At 53.3% G+C, this 17453-nt stretch carries 18 protein-coding genes and 1 pseudogene; 6 read left to right on the top strand and 13 right to left on the bottom strand.

Annotated features, from left to right (window positions below):
- The 6 genes from hpaE to hpaI all read left to right on the top strand — a co-directional run bounded on the left by hpaE (window position 1) and on the right by hpaI (window position 5868).
- Window positions 1-1461, top strand: a complete 1461-nt coding sequence (gene hpaE / locus CKW16_RS16040; protein WP_095129229.1) for a 5-carboxymethyl-2-hydroxymuconate semialdehyde dehydrogenase — start codon at window positions 1-3, stop codon at window positions 1459-1461.
- A 108-nt stretch (window positions 1462-1569) separates the two neighbouring features.
- Window positions 1570-2427, top strand: coding sequence for a 3,4-dihydroxyphenylacetate 2,3-dioxygenase (hpaD, locus tag CKW16_RS16035; RefSeq protein WP_095129228.1), 858 nt, complete (start codon window positions 1570-1572; stop codon window positions 2425-2427).
- A 62-nt stretch (window positions 2428-2489) separates the two neighbouring features.
- On the top strand, window positions 2490-2882 hold the full coding sequence (locus CKW16_RS16030; protein WP_095129227.1) for a 5-carboxymethyl-2-hydroxymuconate Delta-isomerase: 393 nt from the start codon (window positions 2490-2492) through the stop codon (window positions 2880-2882).
- Between the two features lie 46 nt (window positions 2883-2928).
- Window positions 2929-4233, top strand: coding sequence for an MFS transporter (locus tag CKW16_RS16025; RefSeq protein WP_095129226.1), 1305 nt, complete (start codon window positions 2929-2931; stop codon window positions 4231-4233).
- Window positions 4234-4245: 12 nt separating this feature from the next.
- Window positions 4246-5049, top strand: coding sequence for a 2-oxo-hept-4-ene-1,7-dioate hydratase (gene hpaH / locus CKW16_RS16020; protein ID WP_095129225.1), 804 nt, complete (start codon window positions 4246-4248; stop codon window positions 5047-5049).
- 18 nt (window positions 5050-5067) lie between these two features.
- Window positions 5068-5868 (top strand): 4-hydroxy-2-oxoheptanedioate aldolase, encoded by an 801-nt coding sequence (gene hpaI / locus CKW16_RS16015; RefSeq protein ID WP_095129224.1) that lies wholly within the window; start codon window positions 5068-5070, stop codon window positions 5866-5868.
- A 64-nt stretch (window positions 5869-5932) separates the two neighbouring features.
- Here the strand turns inward: hpaI and hpaR are convergent, their stop codons facing one another.
- From hpaR to CKW16_RS15950, 13 genes and pseudogenes are all read right to left on the bottom strand, one after another.
- Entirely contained in the window at window positions 5933-6355 is a 423-nt protein-coding gene (gene hpaR, locus CKW16_RS16010; RefSeq protein WP_095129223.1) for a homoprotocatechuate degradation operon regulator HpaR, read from the bottom strand.
- A 128-nt stretch (window positions 6356-6483) separates the two neighbouring features.
- A complete protein-coding gene (locus CKW16_RS16005; protein ID WP_095129222.1) occupies window positions 6484-7434 on the bottom strand; it encodes a p-hydroxyphenylacetate 3-hydroxylase reductase component in 951 nt (316 codons plus the stop codon).
- A 76-nt stretch (window positions 7435-7510) separates the two neighbouring features.
- On the bottom strand, window positions 7511-8680 hold the full coding sequence (locus tag CKW16_RS16000; RefSeq protein ID WP_095129221.1) for a p-hydroxyphenylacetate 3-hydroxylase oxygenase component: 1170 nt from the start codon (window positions 8678-8680) through the stop codon (window positions 7511-7513).
- Window positions 8681-8965: 285 nt separating this feature from the next.
- Window positions 8966-9546, bottom strand: a pseudogene (locus CKW16_RS15995) (LysR family transcriptional regulator); the annotation flags it as partial.
- Window positions 9547-9602: 56 nt separating this feature from the next.
- Window positions 9603-10505 carry a transporter gene (locus tag CKW16_RS15990; protein ID WP_095129220.1) on the bottom strand — a complete coding sequence of 301 codons (903 nt, stop codon included), beginning with the start codon at window positions 10503-10505 and terminating at the stop codon, window positions 9603-9605.
- A gap of 87 nt (window positions 10506-10592) precedes the next feature.
- Complete coding sequence (locus CKW16_RS32875) at window positions 10593-10943, bottom strand: Rieske 2Fe-2S domain-containing protein (RefSeq protein ID WP_095129219.1); 351 nt, start codon at window positions 10941-10943, stop codon at window positions 10593-10595.
- A gap of 17 nt (window positions 10944-10960) precedes the next feature.
- On the bottom strand, window positions 10961-11890 hold the full coding sequence (locus CKW16_RS15980) for a VOC family protein (protein ID WP_095129378.1): 930 nt from the start codon (window positions 11888-11890) through the stop codon (window positions 10961-10963).
- Between the two features lie 95 nt (window positions 11891-11985).
- Window positions 11986-12984 (bottom strand): fumarylacetoacetate hydrolase family protein, encoded by a 999-nt coding sequence (locus tag CKW16_RS15975; RefSeq protein ID WP_095129218.1) that lies wholly within the window; start codon window positions 12982-12984, stop codon window positions 11986-11988.
- A gap of 307 nt (window positions 12985-13291) precedes the next feature.
- On the bottom strand, window positions 13292-14398 hold the full coding sequence (locus CKW16_RS15970) for an FAD-dependent monooxygenase (RefSeq protein ID WP_095129217.1): 1107 nt from the start codon (window positions 14396-14398) through the stop codon (window positions 13292-13294).
- A gap of 50 nt (window positions 14399-14448) precedes the next feature.
- A complete protein-coding gene (locus tag CKW16_RS15965; RefSeq protein ID WP_095129216.1) occupies window positions 14449-15375 on the bottom strand; it encodes a 3-keto-5-aminohexanoate cleavage protein in 927 nt (308 codons plus the stop codon).
- Window positions 15372-15911 carry a cupin domain-containing protein gene (locus CKW16_RS15960; protein WP_095129215.1) on the bottom strand — a complete coding sequence of 180 codons (540 nt, stop codon included), beginning with the start codon at window positions 15909-15911 and terminating at the stop codon, window positions 15372-15374. The genes CKW16_RS15965 and CKW16_RS15960 overlap by 4 nt, the downstream gene beginning before the upstream one ends.
- A gap of 57 nt (window positions 15912-15968) precedes the next feature.
- Window positions 15969-16439, bottom strand: a complete 471-nt coding sequence (locus CKW16_RS15955) for a PaaI family thioesterase (RefSeq protein WP_095129214.1) — start codon at window positions 16437-16439, stop codon at window positions 15969-15971.
- An 11-nt stretch (window positions 16440-16450) separates the two neighbouring features.
- Window positions 16451-17440 carry a fumarylacetoacetate hydrolase family protein gene (locus CKW16_RS15950; RefSeq protein WP_095129213.1) on the bottom strand — a complete coding sequence of 330 codons (990 nt, stop codon included), beginning with the start codon at window positions 17438-17440 and terminating at the stop codon, window positions 16451-16453.
- Between the last annotated feature and the right edge of the window lie 13 nt (window positions 17441-17453).

Raw genomic sequence — 17453 nt, 5'->3', positions numbered from 1 at the left:
ATGATCAAACACTGGATCAACGGCCGTGAGGTCGAAAGCAAAGACGTTTTCGTCAATTACAACCCGGCCACAGGCGAAGCGATCGGCGAAGTCGCAAGCGGCGGTGCTGAAGAAGTCGCTCAGGCCGTGGCTGCGGCCAAGGAAGCCTTCCCCAAGTGGGCCAAAACGCCGGCAAAAGAGCGTGCCCGACTGATGCGCAAGCTCGGTGAGCTTATCGCGCAGAATGTTCCGCACCTGGCCGAGTTGGAAACCCTGGACACCGGCCTGCCGATCCATCAGACCAAGAACGTGTTGATTCCACGTGCCTCGGACAACTTCGACTTTTTCGCCGAAGTCTGCACCCGCATGGACGGTCATAGCTATCCGGTCGACGACCAGATGCTCAACTACACCATGTATCAACCGGTGGGCGTGTGTGGCCTGGTGTCGCCGTGGAACGTGCCTTTCATGACAGCGACCTGGAAGACTGCCCCCTGCCTCGCACTTGGCAATACTGCAGTGCTGAAGATGTCTGAGCTGTCACCGCTGACCGCCAATGAATTGGGCCGCCTGGCTGTTGAAGCCGGCATTCCAAATGGTGTGCTGAACGTGATTCAGGGCTACGGTGCGACGGCTGGCGACGCGTTGGTACGGCACCCGGATGTGCGGGCGATTTCGTTCACCGGCGGCACGGCAACTGGCAAGAAAATCATGCAGACCGCAGGATTGAAAAAGTACTCGATGGAGCTGGGGGGCAAGTCGCCCGTACTGATTTTTGAAGATGCGGACCTTGAGCGAGCCCTCGATGCCGCGCTGTTCACCATCTTCTCGTTAAACGGTGAGCGCTGCACCGCTGGCAGCCGGATCTTCATCCAGGAAAGCGTTTACCCGGCCTTCGTCGCCGAGTTCGCCGCTCGTGCCAAACGCCTGATCGTCGGCGATCCGCAAGACCCGAAAACCCAGGTCGGCTCGATGATCACACAGGCCCACTACGACAAGGTCACCGGCTACATCAAGATCGGTATTGAAGAAGGCGCCACCCTCCTCGCTGGCGGTCTTGACCGTCCGGCGAACTTGCCTGCACACCTGAGTAAAGGCCAGTTTATCCAACCGACGGTGTTCGCCGATGTGAATAACAAGATGCGCATCGCCCAGGAAGAAATCTTTGGTCCGGTGGTGTGCCTGATTCCGTTCAAGGACGAAGCCGAAGCCCTGCAACTGGCCAACGATACCGAGTACGGCCTGGCGTCCTACATCTGGACTCAGGACATCGGCAAGGCCCATCGCCTGGCCCGTGGCATCGAAGCCGGCATGGTGTTCATCAACAGTCAGAACGTGCGTGATTTGCGTCAGCCATTCGGCGGTGTGAAAGGTTCCGGTACAGGTCGTGAAGGAGGCCAATACAGCTTCGAAGTGTTCGCCGAGATCAAGAACGTCTGCATTTCCATGGGCAGTCACCACATCCCGCGCTGGGGACTATGAGCAGCCGATAGCCGCCGCTGAAGGCTACGGTGGGGCGCGCATCGCGCTCGTCGTAGTCTTCGCTGTCCATTGAATTGAACCAACAAGAATAACTTCAGGAGAATCATCATGGGCGAAGTCGTTCTGGCAGCAAAAGTCTGCCATGTACCGTCGATGTATCTGTCCGAACTGCCGGGCAAACACCACGGCTGTCGTGCTGCCGCTATCGCCGGACATAAGGAAATAGGCCGTCGTGCGCGAGAATTGGGTGCCGACACCGCCGTCGTGTTCGACGTGCACTGGCTGGTGAACAGCGGCTACCACGTGAACAACGGTGAGCACTTCAGTGGTGTTTACACGAGCAATGAACTACCGCACTTCATCAAGGACATGGTTTACCACTACCCGGGCTGCCCGGAACTTGGCGAGCTTATCGCAGAGGAAGCCAACGCTGCCGGTGTGCGAACTCTGTCCCACAACATCCCGAGTCTGGAATTGGAATACGGCACCCTGGTGCCGATGCGCTACATGCACATGGATGTACCTGCCGCCGAAAAACTCAAGGTGATTTCCATCGCGGCCTGGTGTGCCTGGCATCGTCTGGAAGACAGCTTCGCATTCGGCGCCGCCGTGCGCCGCGCAATCGAGAAGAGCGACCACAAAGTCCTGGTGCTGGCCTCCGGTTCTCTGTCGCATCGCTTCTCAGACGATCGTGAAGCGGAAGCCAATATCCACAACTGGACTCGCGAATTCGATAAACAGGTCGACATGCACGTGGTTAAGCTGTGGCGTGAAGGCCGATTCAAAGAATTCTGCGCGATGCTTCCTGACTACGCTGAGCACTGCTTCGGCGAAGGCAAGATGCACGACACTGCAATGCTTTTAGGTCTACTGGGCGGCCCGGACTACAACAAGCCGGTCGAAGTGCTCACAGAACCTTTTGGCAGCTCCGGTACCGGCCAGATCAACGCCATTTTCCCGCTCTGAATTTCGCTTAAGCGGCCGGGAAGCGCCCGCCGCTCGACACAGCCAACTACCAGGAGGGCACGATGCCGCATTTTATTGCTGAATACACTGACAACATCGAGCAACAAGCCGACTTGCCGGGCCTGTTTGAAAAAGTTCACGCCACACTTGGCGCCAGCGATGTATTTCCGCTGGGGGGTATCCGTAGCCGCGGAGTTCGACTGGACACGTGGCGCATGGCCGACGGCAAACACGATTACGCCTTCGTCCACATGACGCTGAAGGTAGGACACGGCCGCGACTTGGCAACGCGTCAACAGGTCGCGGAAAAACTGTTCGGAGTCATTGCCGCCCACTTTGCAACGCTACAGGCAGAACGTCTGCTGGCCCTGTCGTTTGAAATGATCGAGTTGCACCCCGAGCTGAATTTCAAGCTCAACAACGTCCATGCCTTTCTCAAGCAACAGGCGAACTAAGAAGCTCCTCACCCCATTGGCCTCTCTCACAAAAAAGTACAACATCATGAGCATAGCCACTTCCGTTACACAGCCTTTGAGCGACGCCGCAACGTCGACCCACCGCACGGTGACCTGGCGGCTGATGCCACTGCTGCTGGTGTGTTACCTGTTCGCTCATCTTGACCGGATAAATATTGGTTTTGCCAAGATGCAGATGGGCACCGACCTGCACTTCAGCGACACCGTCTACGGATTTGGTGCAGGCCTGTTCTTTGTGGCGTACGCGATGTTCGGTGTACCCAGCAACATAGCCTTGGATCGCATTGGGCCACGGCGCTGGATCGCTTTGTTGATGGTCGTCTGGGGGACCTTGTCCACCAGCATGCTGTTGATCGAAAACGCTGAGGGTTTCTACGCGTTGCGCTTCTTGCTCGGCGTCGCCGAGGCTGGATTTTTCCCAGGTATTTTGGTGTACCTCAACCGCTGGTATCCGGCCGGTAGGCGCGCACAGGTAACCGCGTTGTTCGCCATTGCCGTGCCGCTGGCCGGGGTCGTCGGTGGCCCTCTATCGGGCGGTATCCTGCAAGGCTTTCATGATGTTGGGGGCCTACGTGGTTGGCAGTGGATGTTCCTGATTGAAGGCGCACCAGTCGTACTTCTCGGCTTGCTGGTGCTCAAGGTGCTGCCCGACAACTTCGAGTCAGTGAGCTGGCTGAGCAACGAGCAGAAAGACCAACTGCGCAATCAACTGGCTGGCGAAGAGCAACGCAAATCCATCATCTCGTTCAGCGGTATCCTCCGTGATCCGCAGGTCTGGTTGCTGGTGGGGATCTACTGCGCGGTCATGTTGGCGGTCAACACGCTCGCTTTCTGGATGCCTACCCTGATTCATAGCTCTGGGATAGGCAGCGATGGCCAGGTCGGCCTGCTCAGTGCCCTGCCCTACCTGGCAGGCTGCGGTTTTATGATCGCCTGCGGGCGCTCATCAGATCGGCGCCGCGAACGCCGGTGGCACTTGAGTGTGCCATTGCTCATGTCTGCCCTCGGTATCGCTGTAGCCGGCCTGATGCCTGGCGATCCCTTCATGGTAATCGGAGGTTTGGTGATTGCGGGTATGGGCGCGAGCGCCGCACTGCCGATGTTTTGGCAGCTACCACCGGCATTCCTATCAAACAGTACCCAGGCGGCGGGCATCGCCTTGATCAGTTCCCTGGGAAGTATTGCCTCGTTTCTGACACCCAATCTGATTGGCTGGATGCGAGACACCACCCACAGCGCCAGTCTTGCCCTCTACGTTCTCGCGGCCCTAATCGTCGCGGGCGCCTTTCTGGTGCTGCGCACGCCCGCCGCTATCGTCAATCCTCATTAAGAGATCTACGTCATGCTCGATCAAGAATTCATCCAGCAAGCCGCTGCTCAACTGGACAACGCCGAGCGCTCTCGTGAGCAAGTTGGACAGTTTTCCCTCGCGCATCCACAGATCACCATCGAAGATGCCTATGCCATTCAGCGAGCCTGGGTGGCGCAGAAAATAAAGAACGGACGCAAGCTGGTGGGGCACAAGATTGGCCTGACCTCTCGGGCCATGCAGGTTTCATCAAATATTTCAGAACCAGATTACGGCGCGTTGCTTGACGATATGCTGTTCGACGAAGGCACCGATATCCCCTTTAACCGCTTCATCGTGCCGCGCGTTGAAGTGGAGCTGGCATTCATACTCGGCAAGCCGCTCAAAGGCCCGAACGTGACGATTTTCGATGTGCTGGATGCTACTGAATGGGTGATTCCGGCCCTGGAAATCATTGACGCGCGTATCCAACAGATCGATCCCGAGACCAAGGCCACGCGCAAGGTCTTCGACACCATTTCCGACAATGCGGCGAACGCCGGGGTGGTCATGGGTGGCCGTGCTGTCCGCCCTCATGAAGTCGACCTGCGCAAGGTGCCAGCTGTTTTGTACCGCAATGGAGTGATCGAGGAATCAGGGGTGTCTGCTGCCGTTCTCAATCATCCTGCGAAGGGTGTCGCCTGGCTGGCCAACAAACTCGCACCTTACGACGTCACATTGCAACCGGGACAGATTATTCTGGGCGGGTCGTTTACCCGTCCAGTGGCTGCCAACCCAGGCGATACCTTCCATGTCGATTACGACATGCTCGGCTCCATTTCCTGCCGCTTTGTCTGATTTTTGGAGGACCGTTTCATGGACATGCCCATCAACACATTCAAACAGCGCCTGAAAAGTGGCAAGGCGCAGATCGGCCTTTGGCTCGGTCTCGCCACCCCCTACTGCGCGGAGCTGGCAGCCAATGCCGACTTTGATTGGCTATTGATCGACGGCGAGCATGCACCCAATGACGTACGCAGCATGCTTGGCCAACTGCAGGCCATAGCTCCCTATGCCAGTCATCCGGTGATCCGCCCTGTCGCCGGCGACACAACGTTGATCAAACAGATTCTGGACATCGGAACCCAGACGTTGCTGGTGCCAATGGTCGAAAGCGCCGAGCAGGCGCGAGAACTGGTGCGTGCCGTGCGCTATCCGCCCAGTGGCGTGCGAGGTGTAGGCAGCGCACTGGCACGGGCGTCGCGCTGGAATACCGTGCCCGGGTACTTGGACAAGGCCGACGAGCAAATATGCCTGTTGGTGCAGATTGAAAGCCTCAAAGGCCTGGCCAATCTGGATGGCATCGTCACCGTCGAGGGCGTTGACGGGGTGTTTATCGGCCCCGCCGACCTCAGCGCTGCCATGGGCCATCGCGGTAATCCGGGGCATCCCGAAGTTCAGGCAGTCATTGAAGACACGATCATTCGAATCCGCGATGCGGGCAAGGCGCCAGGCATTCTCAGCGCTGACGAAAAACTGGCTAGGCGCTACATCGAGCTCGGCGCGGCATTCGTAGCGGTGGGTGTTGACACCACAGTACTGATGCAAGGCCTGCAAGCACTGACAAGCAAGTTCAAAAATACCCCGGCCACCATCAGTACCGGCGGCGCTTACTGATTTCAGGTCAATTGCAAATACTCACTGCTGGCGGTCGGTTTTGCCAGCAGTGATCACCCAGAGATCAACGCTTAAGTGACTTCAAATCGTTGAGCAGCACCAACAACGTCTGCAATTTTTCCGCGCCGAAGCGCTCCTGCAAGCGCTCATAGTTCTCTTCCATGCGCCCCCTCATACTTTCAAAACAGCTATCTCCGGCAACCGTCAGTTTCACCAGCACTCGACGCTGGTCGTGTTCTGAGCGCCGTCGTTCGACTAGCTCTGCGGTTTCCATCCGCGCCAGTACGCCTGTCATACTGGGCTTGAGAATACACGCCAAGTCCGCCAAGCGATTGATTTCCAATTCGCCCTGCTGACTGAGAATCCGCACCACCCGCCATTGTTGTTCAGTGAGACCTATATCCTTCAGGGAGGGCCGGAAAAAACTCATGGCGACTTCACGGGCCTGGAGCAAGTTGAGTGTCAGAGACTGTCGGTGCTTGGGCATTTAAGAACGGCTCGAAATTAGTTAGCATGTTAATAATATTATCACGCTGAAATAGCCATAAAGCTTCTTACTTCCATAAAAAAACGGCGCTTTGGGCGCCGTCTATTTTGATCGCTAACTAAATCAGATCAGAGCCTGATTACCGTTTTCAGCACGGTCTTGAATGTTTCCAATTGGTCGTCGCTGAATTGACTGAAGACTTTTTCCTGCTGTTCACGGGCTATTGACCACAATCCTTCTGTTTCATCGATACCTTTAACCGTCAGACGCAAATGCCCATCTTCTTCACAGACCAGGCCTTTCCGAGTGAGGTTGGAAACGGCCTCTTCTATTTCCCGCACTGGCATCGCCACCTCGCGCTGCAGATCGGTAAGGCTTAGACCCGCATCATTTTCTAACACCATCAGCATACGTGCCTCACTGGTTCGCAAACCTGTCGACAATTGCCGCGGCTGATAGCTTGCCTGATAAGCGCGCAGAGCTTGGGTCATAAGGTAGTAAAGATTATGGCTCAGTCGTCCTTGGAAGTGACTGCTCGGCGGCTGACCTTCACCACTCTTGGTCATACGAGTGTGCGGCAGCACCATGGAGTAAGCACCTTGGTGATACAGCAGTGGTGAACGACCAAAATCATCGAAAGCCACAACCTTGCCAATCATGATCCAGTGATCACCACCGTCCACCTGCTGGTATTTTTCGCAATGAAAACGTGCCGAGCAGTCAGAGAGCACCGGCGCTCCGCCCTCGCCTGCTTCAAAGTCGACCTCTGCAAAACGGTCATCCTTCGGACGAGCGAAATTGTTCGAAAGATCAATCTGATCGGCAGCAAGCACGTTCACCGCAAAGTGTGTAGCTTCTTCAAACACGCCGTGACTTGAAGAGCGCTTGTCGATGCTCCAGAGGATTAATGGCGGATCCAGCGACACCGAGTTGAAGCTGTTGGCCGTCACCCCCACCTTGCGGCCGTTCTGGTCGGCGGCTGTTACCACTGTTACACCGGTGGCGAAGTTACCTAATGCGCGGCGAAATGCACGCGCATCGAAGGCAGAAGAAACGGCAATCTCATTAATATCGGACATGCAAGACTCCCGAGCACGCCCAGGAGCGTGCCCTGATTGTTTTTATAACGGGCTTGTGGTGTCGCAGCTACTCGCCTCAGGCCATCGACGGGTCGGGCTCAAGGCCCATCAGTTCGCGACCAAGAATCTGTGCACAGACATCGTAATCGGTGTATGCGTGCGCACCAGTAAGATGGGAGTCGCGGAAAAGGCGTTGCAGCTCGTTGGTTTCAAACCAGGCTCCACCACCTGCCGCTTCCATCAGACGATCCACTGCCTGGATACACATCTTTGTGGCGTAGCCCTGATTAGTACGCCAGAACGTCAGCGTGGAGCGACTTGGATATTCGTGGCGCTCACTGTATTCAGCGATCTCCTCCCAGCTTTTTTCCAGCAGCGCTCGGGCGGCCGCGACCTGATGTGTGGATTCCGCCAAGCGCATCAATGCCGGGGTGGCTGCGCCGACAGCGGCACCAGTGTAGGCACGGACGCGGTTGCGGGTTTTCTCACGGAAGACATCCAGCATGCGCTCGGCAATACCCAAGCTGACCGTCGAGAAACCGCTGGCGAAATAAGGCCGATAAGGGGCGAAGAAAATCTTGCTGTCCGGATAAAGTCCAAAGCCCGCGGACTTACCTTCGATCATGTCCTTGGCTTTCTGGATGCGATACTCAGGCACGAACGCGTCTTCAACGATCAGAGTTTTACTGCCACTACCGCGCATCCCCACTGCAAACCAATCATCACGAATTGCGTAGTCACTGCTTGGCAGTACTGCGAAGCAATAATCCCGAGTGCCTTCAGTATTTTCGCGAAAGAAACCCATGATGGCCCATTCGGCATGATCACAGCCTGAACTCCATCCCATTTCACCACTAAAGGTGACGCCCCCCTCCACCTCCTGGATACGACCGAACGGCGCGATACTGCTACTGGCCGTGGCGTCAGGGTCTCGGCCCCACATCTCATCCTGCAACTTGCTGGAAAACATCGCGATTTGATGGCTGTGGGTACACAACAGACTCATCGCCCAAGCCGTACTTGCGCAGGAACCAGCCAACAATGCGATGCAATCTGCGAATTGAGGGAGGGAAATTTCCATGCCGCCGTATTTCTTCGGCTGCAAGGCTCGGTGCATGCCAATACCTTTGAGCAGCGCGATGTTTTCGTTAGGCACGCAACGCGCTTTTTCTGCCTCGAAGGCATTTTCTGCAATAGTCGGCAGGACACTTCTCAGATCTTCCAGCAGCGGGTTTGGCTTTTTCATGGATGGTCTCTTTATTATTGGATTGTGGTGTTCCGGCGAGCGAGAGTATTTATAGAGCGTGTTGAAGGCACCGCACACGCGATAAATAAGTCAGTACGCCGATAAAGACCATGCAAGTATGGAGTGCAAAAGCGCGGCGAAAAATGCACGTTTCGAACGGAAGATTGTACTTTTCAAAGGGCCCTAATCAAATGGAAGAACAGCTCGGGGAACAGCTCACAGCCAACCTTGGGGAAACCCGGCACCACCGAACCCCGTGGTTTGAGCCCAGGCAGTTAATAACTGAAATAGGTGCCCCAATTCTTTCTGCCTCCAATCAGGAATCGAATGCGCTCTCGGGAAAACCGGGTGGTGTGCAGTGATTGGCGCACTCAACGGCCGCCCTACTCAACCAACGTTTCACGCGCTAGATAGTTCTGCGCAAGCCGCTTGCTTTCCAGGGCAAACCCAAGCCCGTGGCTGGCGGCCTCCCACGTCATGTAGGAACGATCAAAACTCAGTGTGTGAAATGCAGCGATTCGTAGGAACACGAGAAGTTGAGCTGAATATCGAGATGGCTCTGGCGAAATTGCACCAGGCGCAGCATCAGCCACGACAGGCCGAAACTGGGGGGATGAGCGCAGCCGCAAACAGTCGAAGCTGACATCACTGGTGCCGCGTTCGGTCGCCACCGCCAGGCTATGCAGGATGCCGGAAATCTCAGTGAGGTATGTTCACCCACCGGCGTCAATGTCACCCCCTGGCCGTTCTGAGAACAGCTGTCGACCAATCATCGCCTCCAGTTCTGCCAGCTGGTGACTAACTGCCGAGGGCGTCAGATCGAGAACTTCTATGGCTCGCGCGACATTACCGAAGCGTGCCGCTTTTCTAACTCAAAAAAAACGCCTGCACAAAAAGCCAGGCGCGAAATTACAGCACCTAATTAGAACTTTATAAACCCATTCAACATGATCGTATCCCCTTCGGTAGTGTTCCGAGCATACACGTCGCTTTGATAAGCAGCGAACAGGCCCCAATCCCGATGTGCATATCCTATTTGCGGACCAACTTTTATAGATTTCGTACGATTGCCGATATCTTTGCCATGAAGCTGATCATCACTGAGCTGGGTTGCCAAATATCCACCAACCCCTGCCAACCAGTTACTGGAGAATCGATAATTTATCCCATAGTCTGCTACGACTTGCACACCTGATTGATAATCAGTTTTCTGATTTTCAAAACTATAATTAGTACTAATCTTTGAACTCACCTCCACTTGCGGCAGGGGAAACCAAGTGAAAGCGTACGCTGCATAAATCACACTGCTATTGTTACCGGGGTTAATGAGTGCGTGCTCATCATATTCCCCCCAAGGAGCGACGTAATCCAACTCTATATTGTGAAGATACGTTGGGGACTGCCAACTGACCAGAGCCCCAAACATCGGATCCGCCATCCCACTTGCGGAATCCCTACCGAACGGCCCCAATGCAGGAATATCCACATGGCCTTGTACGTAAGGAACTGCTATTTGCAATGAAACATTGCCTCCTAACAACGTTGGCCCGTCAAGCGTGTGAACCAATCGCAACGCGTGAGCGTGGATTTTTCCTTTTACTTTAGGAAACACCTTATCACCTCGCCCATCGTGGATTGAGTCGATATCGATTAGCTTGTTGTATGTATAGAGATGCGTCTCGCCTGGGGCACCCACAGCGCCGCTCATGACGGTCACGATTCCCGCTGGATAGCTCGAAGTGCCACCCTCAAGCGCGATCGAATTACCAGCAAAAAACAAGGCGCCAGTGCAAACAACCAGACGATAAATAGCTGAAAATTTCATCACGCCTTCCTTCTTTTTATTATTTTCTACAACATGATTTACGCTAACATGTAGAACAGAAACGGCAGAGCCAGAGACCTAGATCATTCAGTCTCCGATGAGAAATATTTCCCCAGCCTCTGTAACTTCCAAACTTATAGAAATTAAGCGCTGACCGATACAAGGACCTTTTATACACAAGCCCGAGTCGACCTCAAACAATGCGCCATGACCACTACACACGATATATCGGGACTCACTATCTAGATAGCGATTCTTAAGCACCGGCATAGAAGAGCCAGGCCAGTGCGGGCATGAGTTTTTGTACCCAACAATATGACCACCATTGTTGACTAAAAAAAAGTCATCCTGACCTACGTTTTTTATCCTGAACCCGAAGGACTGACCTGGCGCAAGTTGCTCGAGATGGCAAAGCCTGAGACGCTGGGGATTCGCCATCGTTTACTTAACCTCTTTTAATCAGGCTTTCCGCCTGGAGCCCATTTCTCGCGCCAGTCAAAAAGGAAGATTTGGGAGTTATCGACGATAGCGGGAGCTTCCCGTGGAGACCACTCATCATCGTGTTGATCCATATCGGCGTCATATTCGATATGACAAGCCATCGGGGTATTGAAATACCAGAACCAATTAGACCCAAACTGGTGACGTCCAGGCCCCCAGTACGATTCGTAGCCCTTTCCAGCAAACGCATAGCCGGCCTGCATCACTTCGGTCGGCCCTCCCATATGGAACGTAAAATGTTCACATCCCTGCAGGTGTGGAGGAGTCTGGATGAAGAAAAGGGTGTGGTGGTCAAAAGTACCGGCAGGACGCAGAAACGGGCCCATGCCAATGAATCTGTCGGTAACTCTGAAGCCCAGACGGTCGGCGTAAAATCGCTCTGCCTTGTCGGCGTCTGGGACAAAATAGACTACATGAGAAAGTGTTCGTGGCTTAGGAGCCAGCTCCGTGGTATCGACATTGACGCCCGTCTTGTTTTTTTGGCGATGAATATCGCCAGGGGCGTTTACACGCTCCGCACTCAATTGGTGCGACTTTCTGATCGAGACCTGGAAGCCAAGAGCAAAGCCGACATCGTCAAGTAGCTCCAATGAGCCATCAGACAAGGTCTTGACTTCCCGCTCCCCCTCAAATTCCTTTTTTATACTTTCCAGAGTGGCAGCATCTTTCACGCCATACATGGTTTTGCGCAGCATGTTTGCGGTAGGCAATGTCCAAGCGGGAAGACTTGGATCATCCCGATGCTTGATAACCACGCCGGTTCCGTCTAACGCCTCGAAGCGTCCATCACCTACCGGCTCAAGGCCGTAATCCTTCAGGAACCGCTCGCAGAGCGCAACATCATCAACGCCAAAATACAATGTGTCCGGACCAAGGATGTTCATTTCAACACCTATCAAAGATTGCGTTTTTGTTATGTCAGGCCCGCCTTTTTGAGCGGGCCGGATATCTTCGATGCGCTCGTGGATTACAAATCCACTCACATGAACGGCTTGCGCTCCTCGGGCCACCAGAGACCCGGGATCGGTTGTCCCATTTTGTTGCGAAGCGTTCCGACGCCGTCAACGATCAGTTCGACGACATCGCCTGGCTGGAGCTGCCGGTCAAGCTCAAGAGCGGAACCACCACCCATAGTACCCGAACCAATCACATCGCCTGGCACAACAGCTTCACCAAGACTCGACCAGGCAATTAGCTCGCCTACGGTCCACAGCTTGTTTGAGCTGTCGCCCTTACCCCAAGTCTCGCCGTTGACCCGAACTTCCATACCTATTCGGTCGAGATCTTTAAATTCGTCAATGGTGGTAATCCACGGACCGATGCCGTACGCAAAATCCTTGCACTTGGTAGGGCCCATTGCAATTGGCATCTCGATCGCTTGACGGTCGCGAGCGCTGAAATCATTGAAAATGGTAATGCCAAAAAGGTGGTCAAGTGCGTTATCAGGGTTGAGATTTTCACCACGCTTGCCGATGACATAGCCCAGCTCGAGCTCATAATCCATGTGCTCTATATAACCTGGCCATGGGACTTCGGCATCATGCCCAATGACGGTATGCGGTGTACCTTTGAAGTACCCAGGAATTTTCAGAAGGCTGGGAGTTGGCTCGTGACCAATTTTTTCATGGAAGCCTTTGATGTGGCCAATGAAAGTCAACCCATCACGCACGACAGATGGATCCGAAGCCGGGAGCCATGTCACTTGGTCGAATGATGTGGAGTAGGCATCGGGACGCGTTGCGTTGATTTTTTCAGCTGCCTGGACAAAGGGTGAACCCAATGCAATTGCCGCCGACATGCTCCCAGGGAATACAGCATCTGCATACTTCAAGGAGGCTTCCCGAGAAGAGCCTTCTTTGAACAACTGCTCCTGAAGGGCGCGTTTCAGGTCGATAACCCGTTTCTCTTCCGGTACTACGAGTACCAAACGCGCTTCCGCTCCGTCAGGACCATTAACAGAAATACGACCGAGCTTCATATCATCTCCCTCTTTTGTTGGAATGGCTCGTTATGACAGAGCCGGCATAGTGGCCTGCACAGCCTAAAGCTATACGGCACGTATCGTTTTGTAAAGACAAACCTGTGTGCCGCCCATCTGTCATACCGACTACAGCCGAGCCTGAACTCCTGGCAGGCCAAGCATCTGAACGGCTCCGCCGCGGTAAAATCGGCTTCACTGGTGCATGCCAAATACGATCGAATCGTTTCGTTTATTTGGGATGTTTTTGAGAGCGCAAAAAGGCAGCCTGATGGTCGGCGATGCATCAAACACCTTTAAATTTTAATCAACAGGGCTGAGCTATAAAGCGATAACTATCCATTAAAAGTTGTGCACTTTTGTCGCGATTCGCGAGTGGATTCTGCTCATAGACCGATAGCTGATAGGACGCGTCAAAGATTCTTTTCACGCGGTCAAACCGACGTTGGCTGTACATTTTCAAAGCTTCATCAGCAGAGTATTCGCCTAGTACCTGAGCCAAAACTACTGCGTCTTCAACTGCCATACCTCCACCCGAGGTAAGCTGTGGTGTTGGGGCATGAGCGGCATCACCCAACAGGACCACTCGATTTCGATTCCAGGGAACAGGAACAAGGGTCACATCAAACGGGCGAAACAATACATCTGCGGGCGATGTGATTTGTTCCAGCGCTTCACGAATCAAAGGGGCCTCATAGGAACGGAGCCTCTCAATGAGCAAACTGTCCAAATTTTCATCCGGGTACCGAAGGTGCTCTTGACTGTTCTCCATATGGAAGAGATAGCAGTTTTCTGCCGAAGTGGGCAGAACCCCAACGGCCGTCCCATCCGCAGCTCGGAATATATGGAACCCATCAAGCGATGAGGGTCTACGAGCGTTGAAACGCCAAACACTCTGTTTGGCAAATTTTGGACGATGCTCTTCGCCAAAAAAACGGTCTCTCAAACGTGAAAAGGCACCATCTGCCGCCACAACCAAATCATATTCAGTTTCAGTGCCATCGGTAAAACTAACCAATACAACTTTACCCTTGTCAATAACCGACTCAACTGAAATACTTTTACTCAGTATCGCGCCGCGCCTGGAAGCATGGGACTCAAGGATATTCGATAACTCAGGACGCTTAATGCCACAGTTGTCTCCAATCGGAGAGGCCATGATCAAAGTTCCAGTAGCATCGAACTCACGAAACATTTGGAAGGGTGCCCCGCGCTCAAGGCAATCATTTTTCAGCCCGATCGAATCGAGGGCTCGCAATGTGTTACCTAAAAGACAAATCCCAGTTCCTGCCGCAGAAATAGAAGGCTTATTATCAATTGCGTGAACTTCGATGCCACGATCAGCGAGCGCACAGGCCAAGGTGCCACCGCCTATTCCAGTTCCTACAATCAATACTTTCTTGATCTTTTGCATTGCGCTGCACCTTTTACTTTTTCTTGTATTCAGGACAGACCATTAATGAATTAAAAAGCCGTGTTGGCTTTCCCTTTCAAGGCAAGCATTTCCCTCGCCTCTTGAGGCGTAGCAATTTCAAAGCCCAACGGCTCGATAATACTGCGAATTTTTTGCACCTGAGCAGCGTTGGAGACCGCCAGTTCACCACGCCCAATGTACAAACTATCTTCTAGCCCGACCCGGACGTTCCCACCCATGATGGCCGCAAGCGTCGCTAGTGACATTTGGTCTTTCCCTGCACCCAGTACTGACCAATGATACTGATCACCAAACAGACGATCTGCTGTCCGTTTTTGATGCATTACATCCTCGATGTGAGCACCTATCGCACCCCGCAGTCCAAAAATTGTTTGGATGAATAGCGGCGGCTTAACAAGGCCCTTGTCCAGGAAATATTTCAATGTATACAAGTGGCTGACGTCGTAACATTCGAACTCAAAGCGCGTGCCTGCCGCGCCGATAGTTCGCAGAATCCACTCGATGTCGGAAAAAGTGTTTCGGAAGACAAGATCTTTCGTGGCAGTGAGGTGCTCTACCTCCCAGGAATAACGCCAATTCCGGTCTTTGGCGGCCATCTCTGAAAGATTGAGATTAATCGACCCCATGTTCAAGGAGCACATCTCTGGCTGCAGAGCGACACCTGCAGCAGCGCGCTCGCTAATCGGCATTGCTGGCCCACCACCGCCGGTGGATACGTTCACGATCGCATCAGTTTCGGTTTTAATTCGAGACACAAACTGACGGAAAATTTCAGGATCGCCAGTGGGACGACCATCTTCAGGATTTCGGGCATGAAGATGAACAATCGCCGCACCCGCCTCTATCGCTTCAATTGCCTGATCAGCAATTTCTTGAGGAGTAACCGGCAGATGTGGGGACATCGACGGCGTATGAGCGCCACCAGTAATGGCAGCAGTAATAATGATTTTTTTCACAGCTCTTCTCCTTCCTGCAGTGCGAGCAGGACAAATAGCATCCGGCAGTTGTGCTTTGAGCGATTGGACCAACTGTGATTTGTGGCTCGTTGCACCAGCACGTCCCCCGGGCGCATGACCGTCTCACCGTGATCCATCATCGCGACGATTTCACCTTCGAGTACCACGGCGTAATCCAGCGATTCGGTTTTGTGGAACCAAAAATGGCGCGGCTTGTTCTTGTCTCGAACCCCTTCACTGTCGAGGAATTCAACCAGTTTTTCTTGGTCGTAGACCTCATCTGGTGGGAAGTCAACAATGCGAAGGAGTGACCCCTTATCAGAGTGGAAACCGAATTTATGACCAGCCGGTGCTGGATCGAAACCTACAGCGCGCCCTGCCCCGGTTGCCCAGACAACCTGAGCTACCGGTTTGCCAGGTTGCGCGAGCACATTAGGTGTGTCTCCGTCGCTGGTGAATATGGATTCACCTACTTCGTTATGACCGGTCACGATCCTTCGTACGGGCTTGTAATCCGTGTTGAAAATCTTGTTCATTCATAGCCACCTTAAATACGATACGTATTGTATTGTTATTGAGTAAATTTTTTTGAGCTATGCGGCCTGAACGCGGGCGACGTCCATAATAAAGAAAGAAGCCGACGCGCTAGCTATGAGCAATTCACGGTGCGGGTCGAATAATTCAGCCCTCGCGAAGGCAACTTGGCGACCAACACGTTCGACTGTGGCACTTACTTTCAGTCGCGAGGGTTTGACGGCGGCCTGCATGTTCACCGTGATACTGGTCGTAGCACAGGTTTGGCCACAAGAAAGTTTACTAAGAACTGCAAAAGCCATCGCATAATCAAGCATAGTCATTAAGGTGCCGCCAGCAACGACGCCATTACCCTGAATGGCCGCTTCGGGAACTTCGTAGCTTAGCTCGACAGCCCCAGGCCGCCCTTGAATTAGCCGGGCGCTAAGGGCACTTAGTCCGGGGGTTAGTTCCAGAGGAATATCGAACTGGGCCTCTGCAATAACTCGCTCCAAGAAGGCGCGATCTGGATTGTCAACGACAGGATCCATAATTCTTCACCTCACTTATCGAAACTAACGCACTTTTGTCGCTGCGTACCCAGCCCGGCAATTTCGCCGATCATAATATCGCCATCTCGCAAGAAGCGATTATAGTGAGTGCCATTACCTGCAGGAGATCCGGTACAAATAATATCGCCCGGCAAAAGCTTGGCATACTTAGATATATATGCAATTTGTTGCTCAATTCCAAACAGCATATCTGCGGTGGTCTCGTCCTGCATGGTGACGCCGGAAACGGTCAAGCGCATAGATAGATTATGAGGGTCCTTTACAAAGTTCTTGGGTACCAAGTAGGGTCCCAATGGCAGAAAACCTGGTTGGCCTTTCGATCGCAACCAATCTGTCCCGAGCATTTTATAATCGGTTCGGGGAATCAAATCGCGAGCAGAAATATCGTTGACAATCGTGTAACCGGCCACATAATCCATAGCGTCTTCAGCACGGATATTGTAACCCTTCCGTCCAATAACAACAGCCAACTCCAGCTCCCAGTCAGGCTTGCTTGTGGTAGGTGGTAGCACCAAATCTTCGTAAGCACCCGAGATTGCTGAGACGGGTTTGGTGAAGACATAGGGTTCGCCAGTGGCAACCCGTTGATCCATCATGTCCTCGGCCCACTTCCTGAGCTCATCTTTATTAAAACCTTCTGGCCCGACATTAGAGTCGACCGTCAAATCAACTACATGCTTTCGGTAGTTTGCACCAGTGCAGAAAACCTGTCGTGGCAGATCAATGGCTGGACGAAAAATCAATTGATCTTCGCTATACCAAGAGGATGTCGACGCTTTGTTTACAATGGATTCGAGTGCAGCGTAGCTAACTTCCCAATTCTCAAGGAGCGACAACACACTTTGGTCCCGGAGAGTATTAACTCCAAACTCTTCAGCCAAGCTACTGACCGAAGTAATTTTACTGTCTACAACAAGCCCAGCGAAGCGTTGTTGTGGGCTGGACTTCAACGAAAATGTACCGAGCGAAAACTTCTTCATATAGGTCTCCGGA

The sequence above is a fragment of the Pseudomonas sp. Irchel s3h14 genome, from assembly GCF_900187425.1.
Taxonomy (GTDB): Bacteria; Pseudomonadota; Gammaproteobacteria; order Pseudomonadales; family Pseudomonadaceae; genus Aquipseudomonas.
Note: the sequence above shows the minus strand (reverse complement) of the source record. Positions and strands in the feature narration are given on the sequence as shown.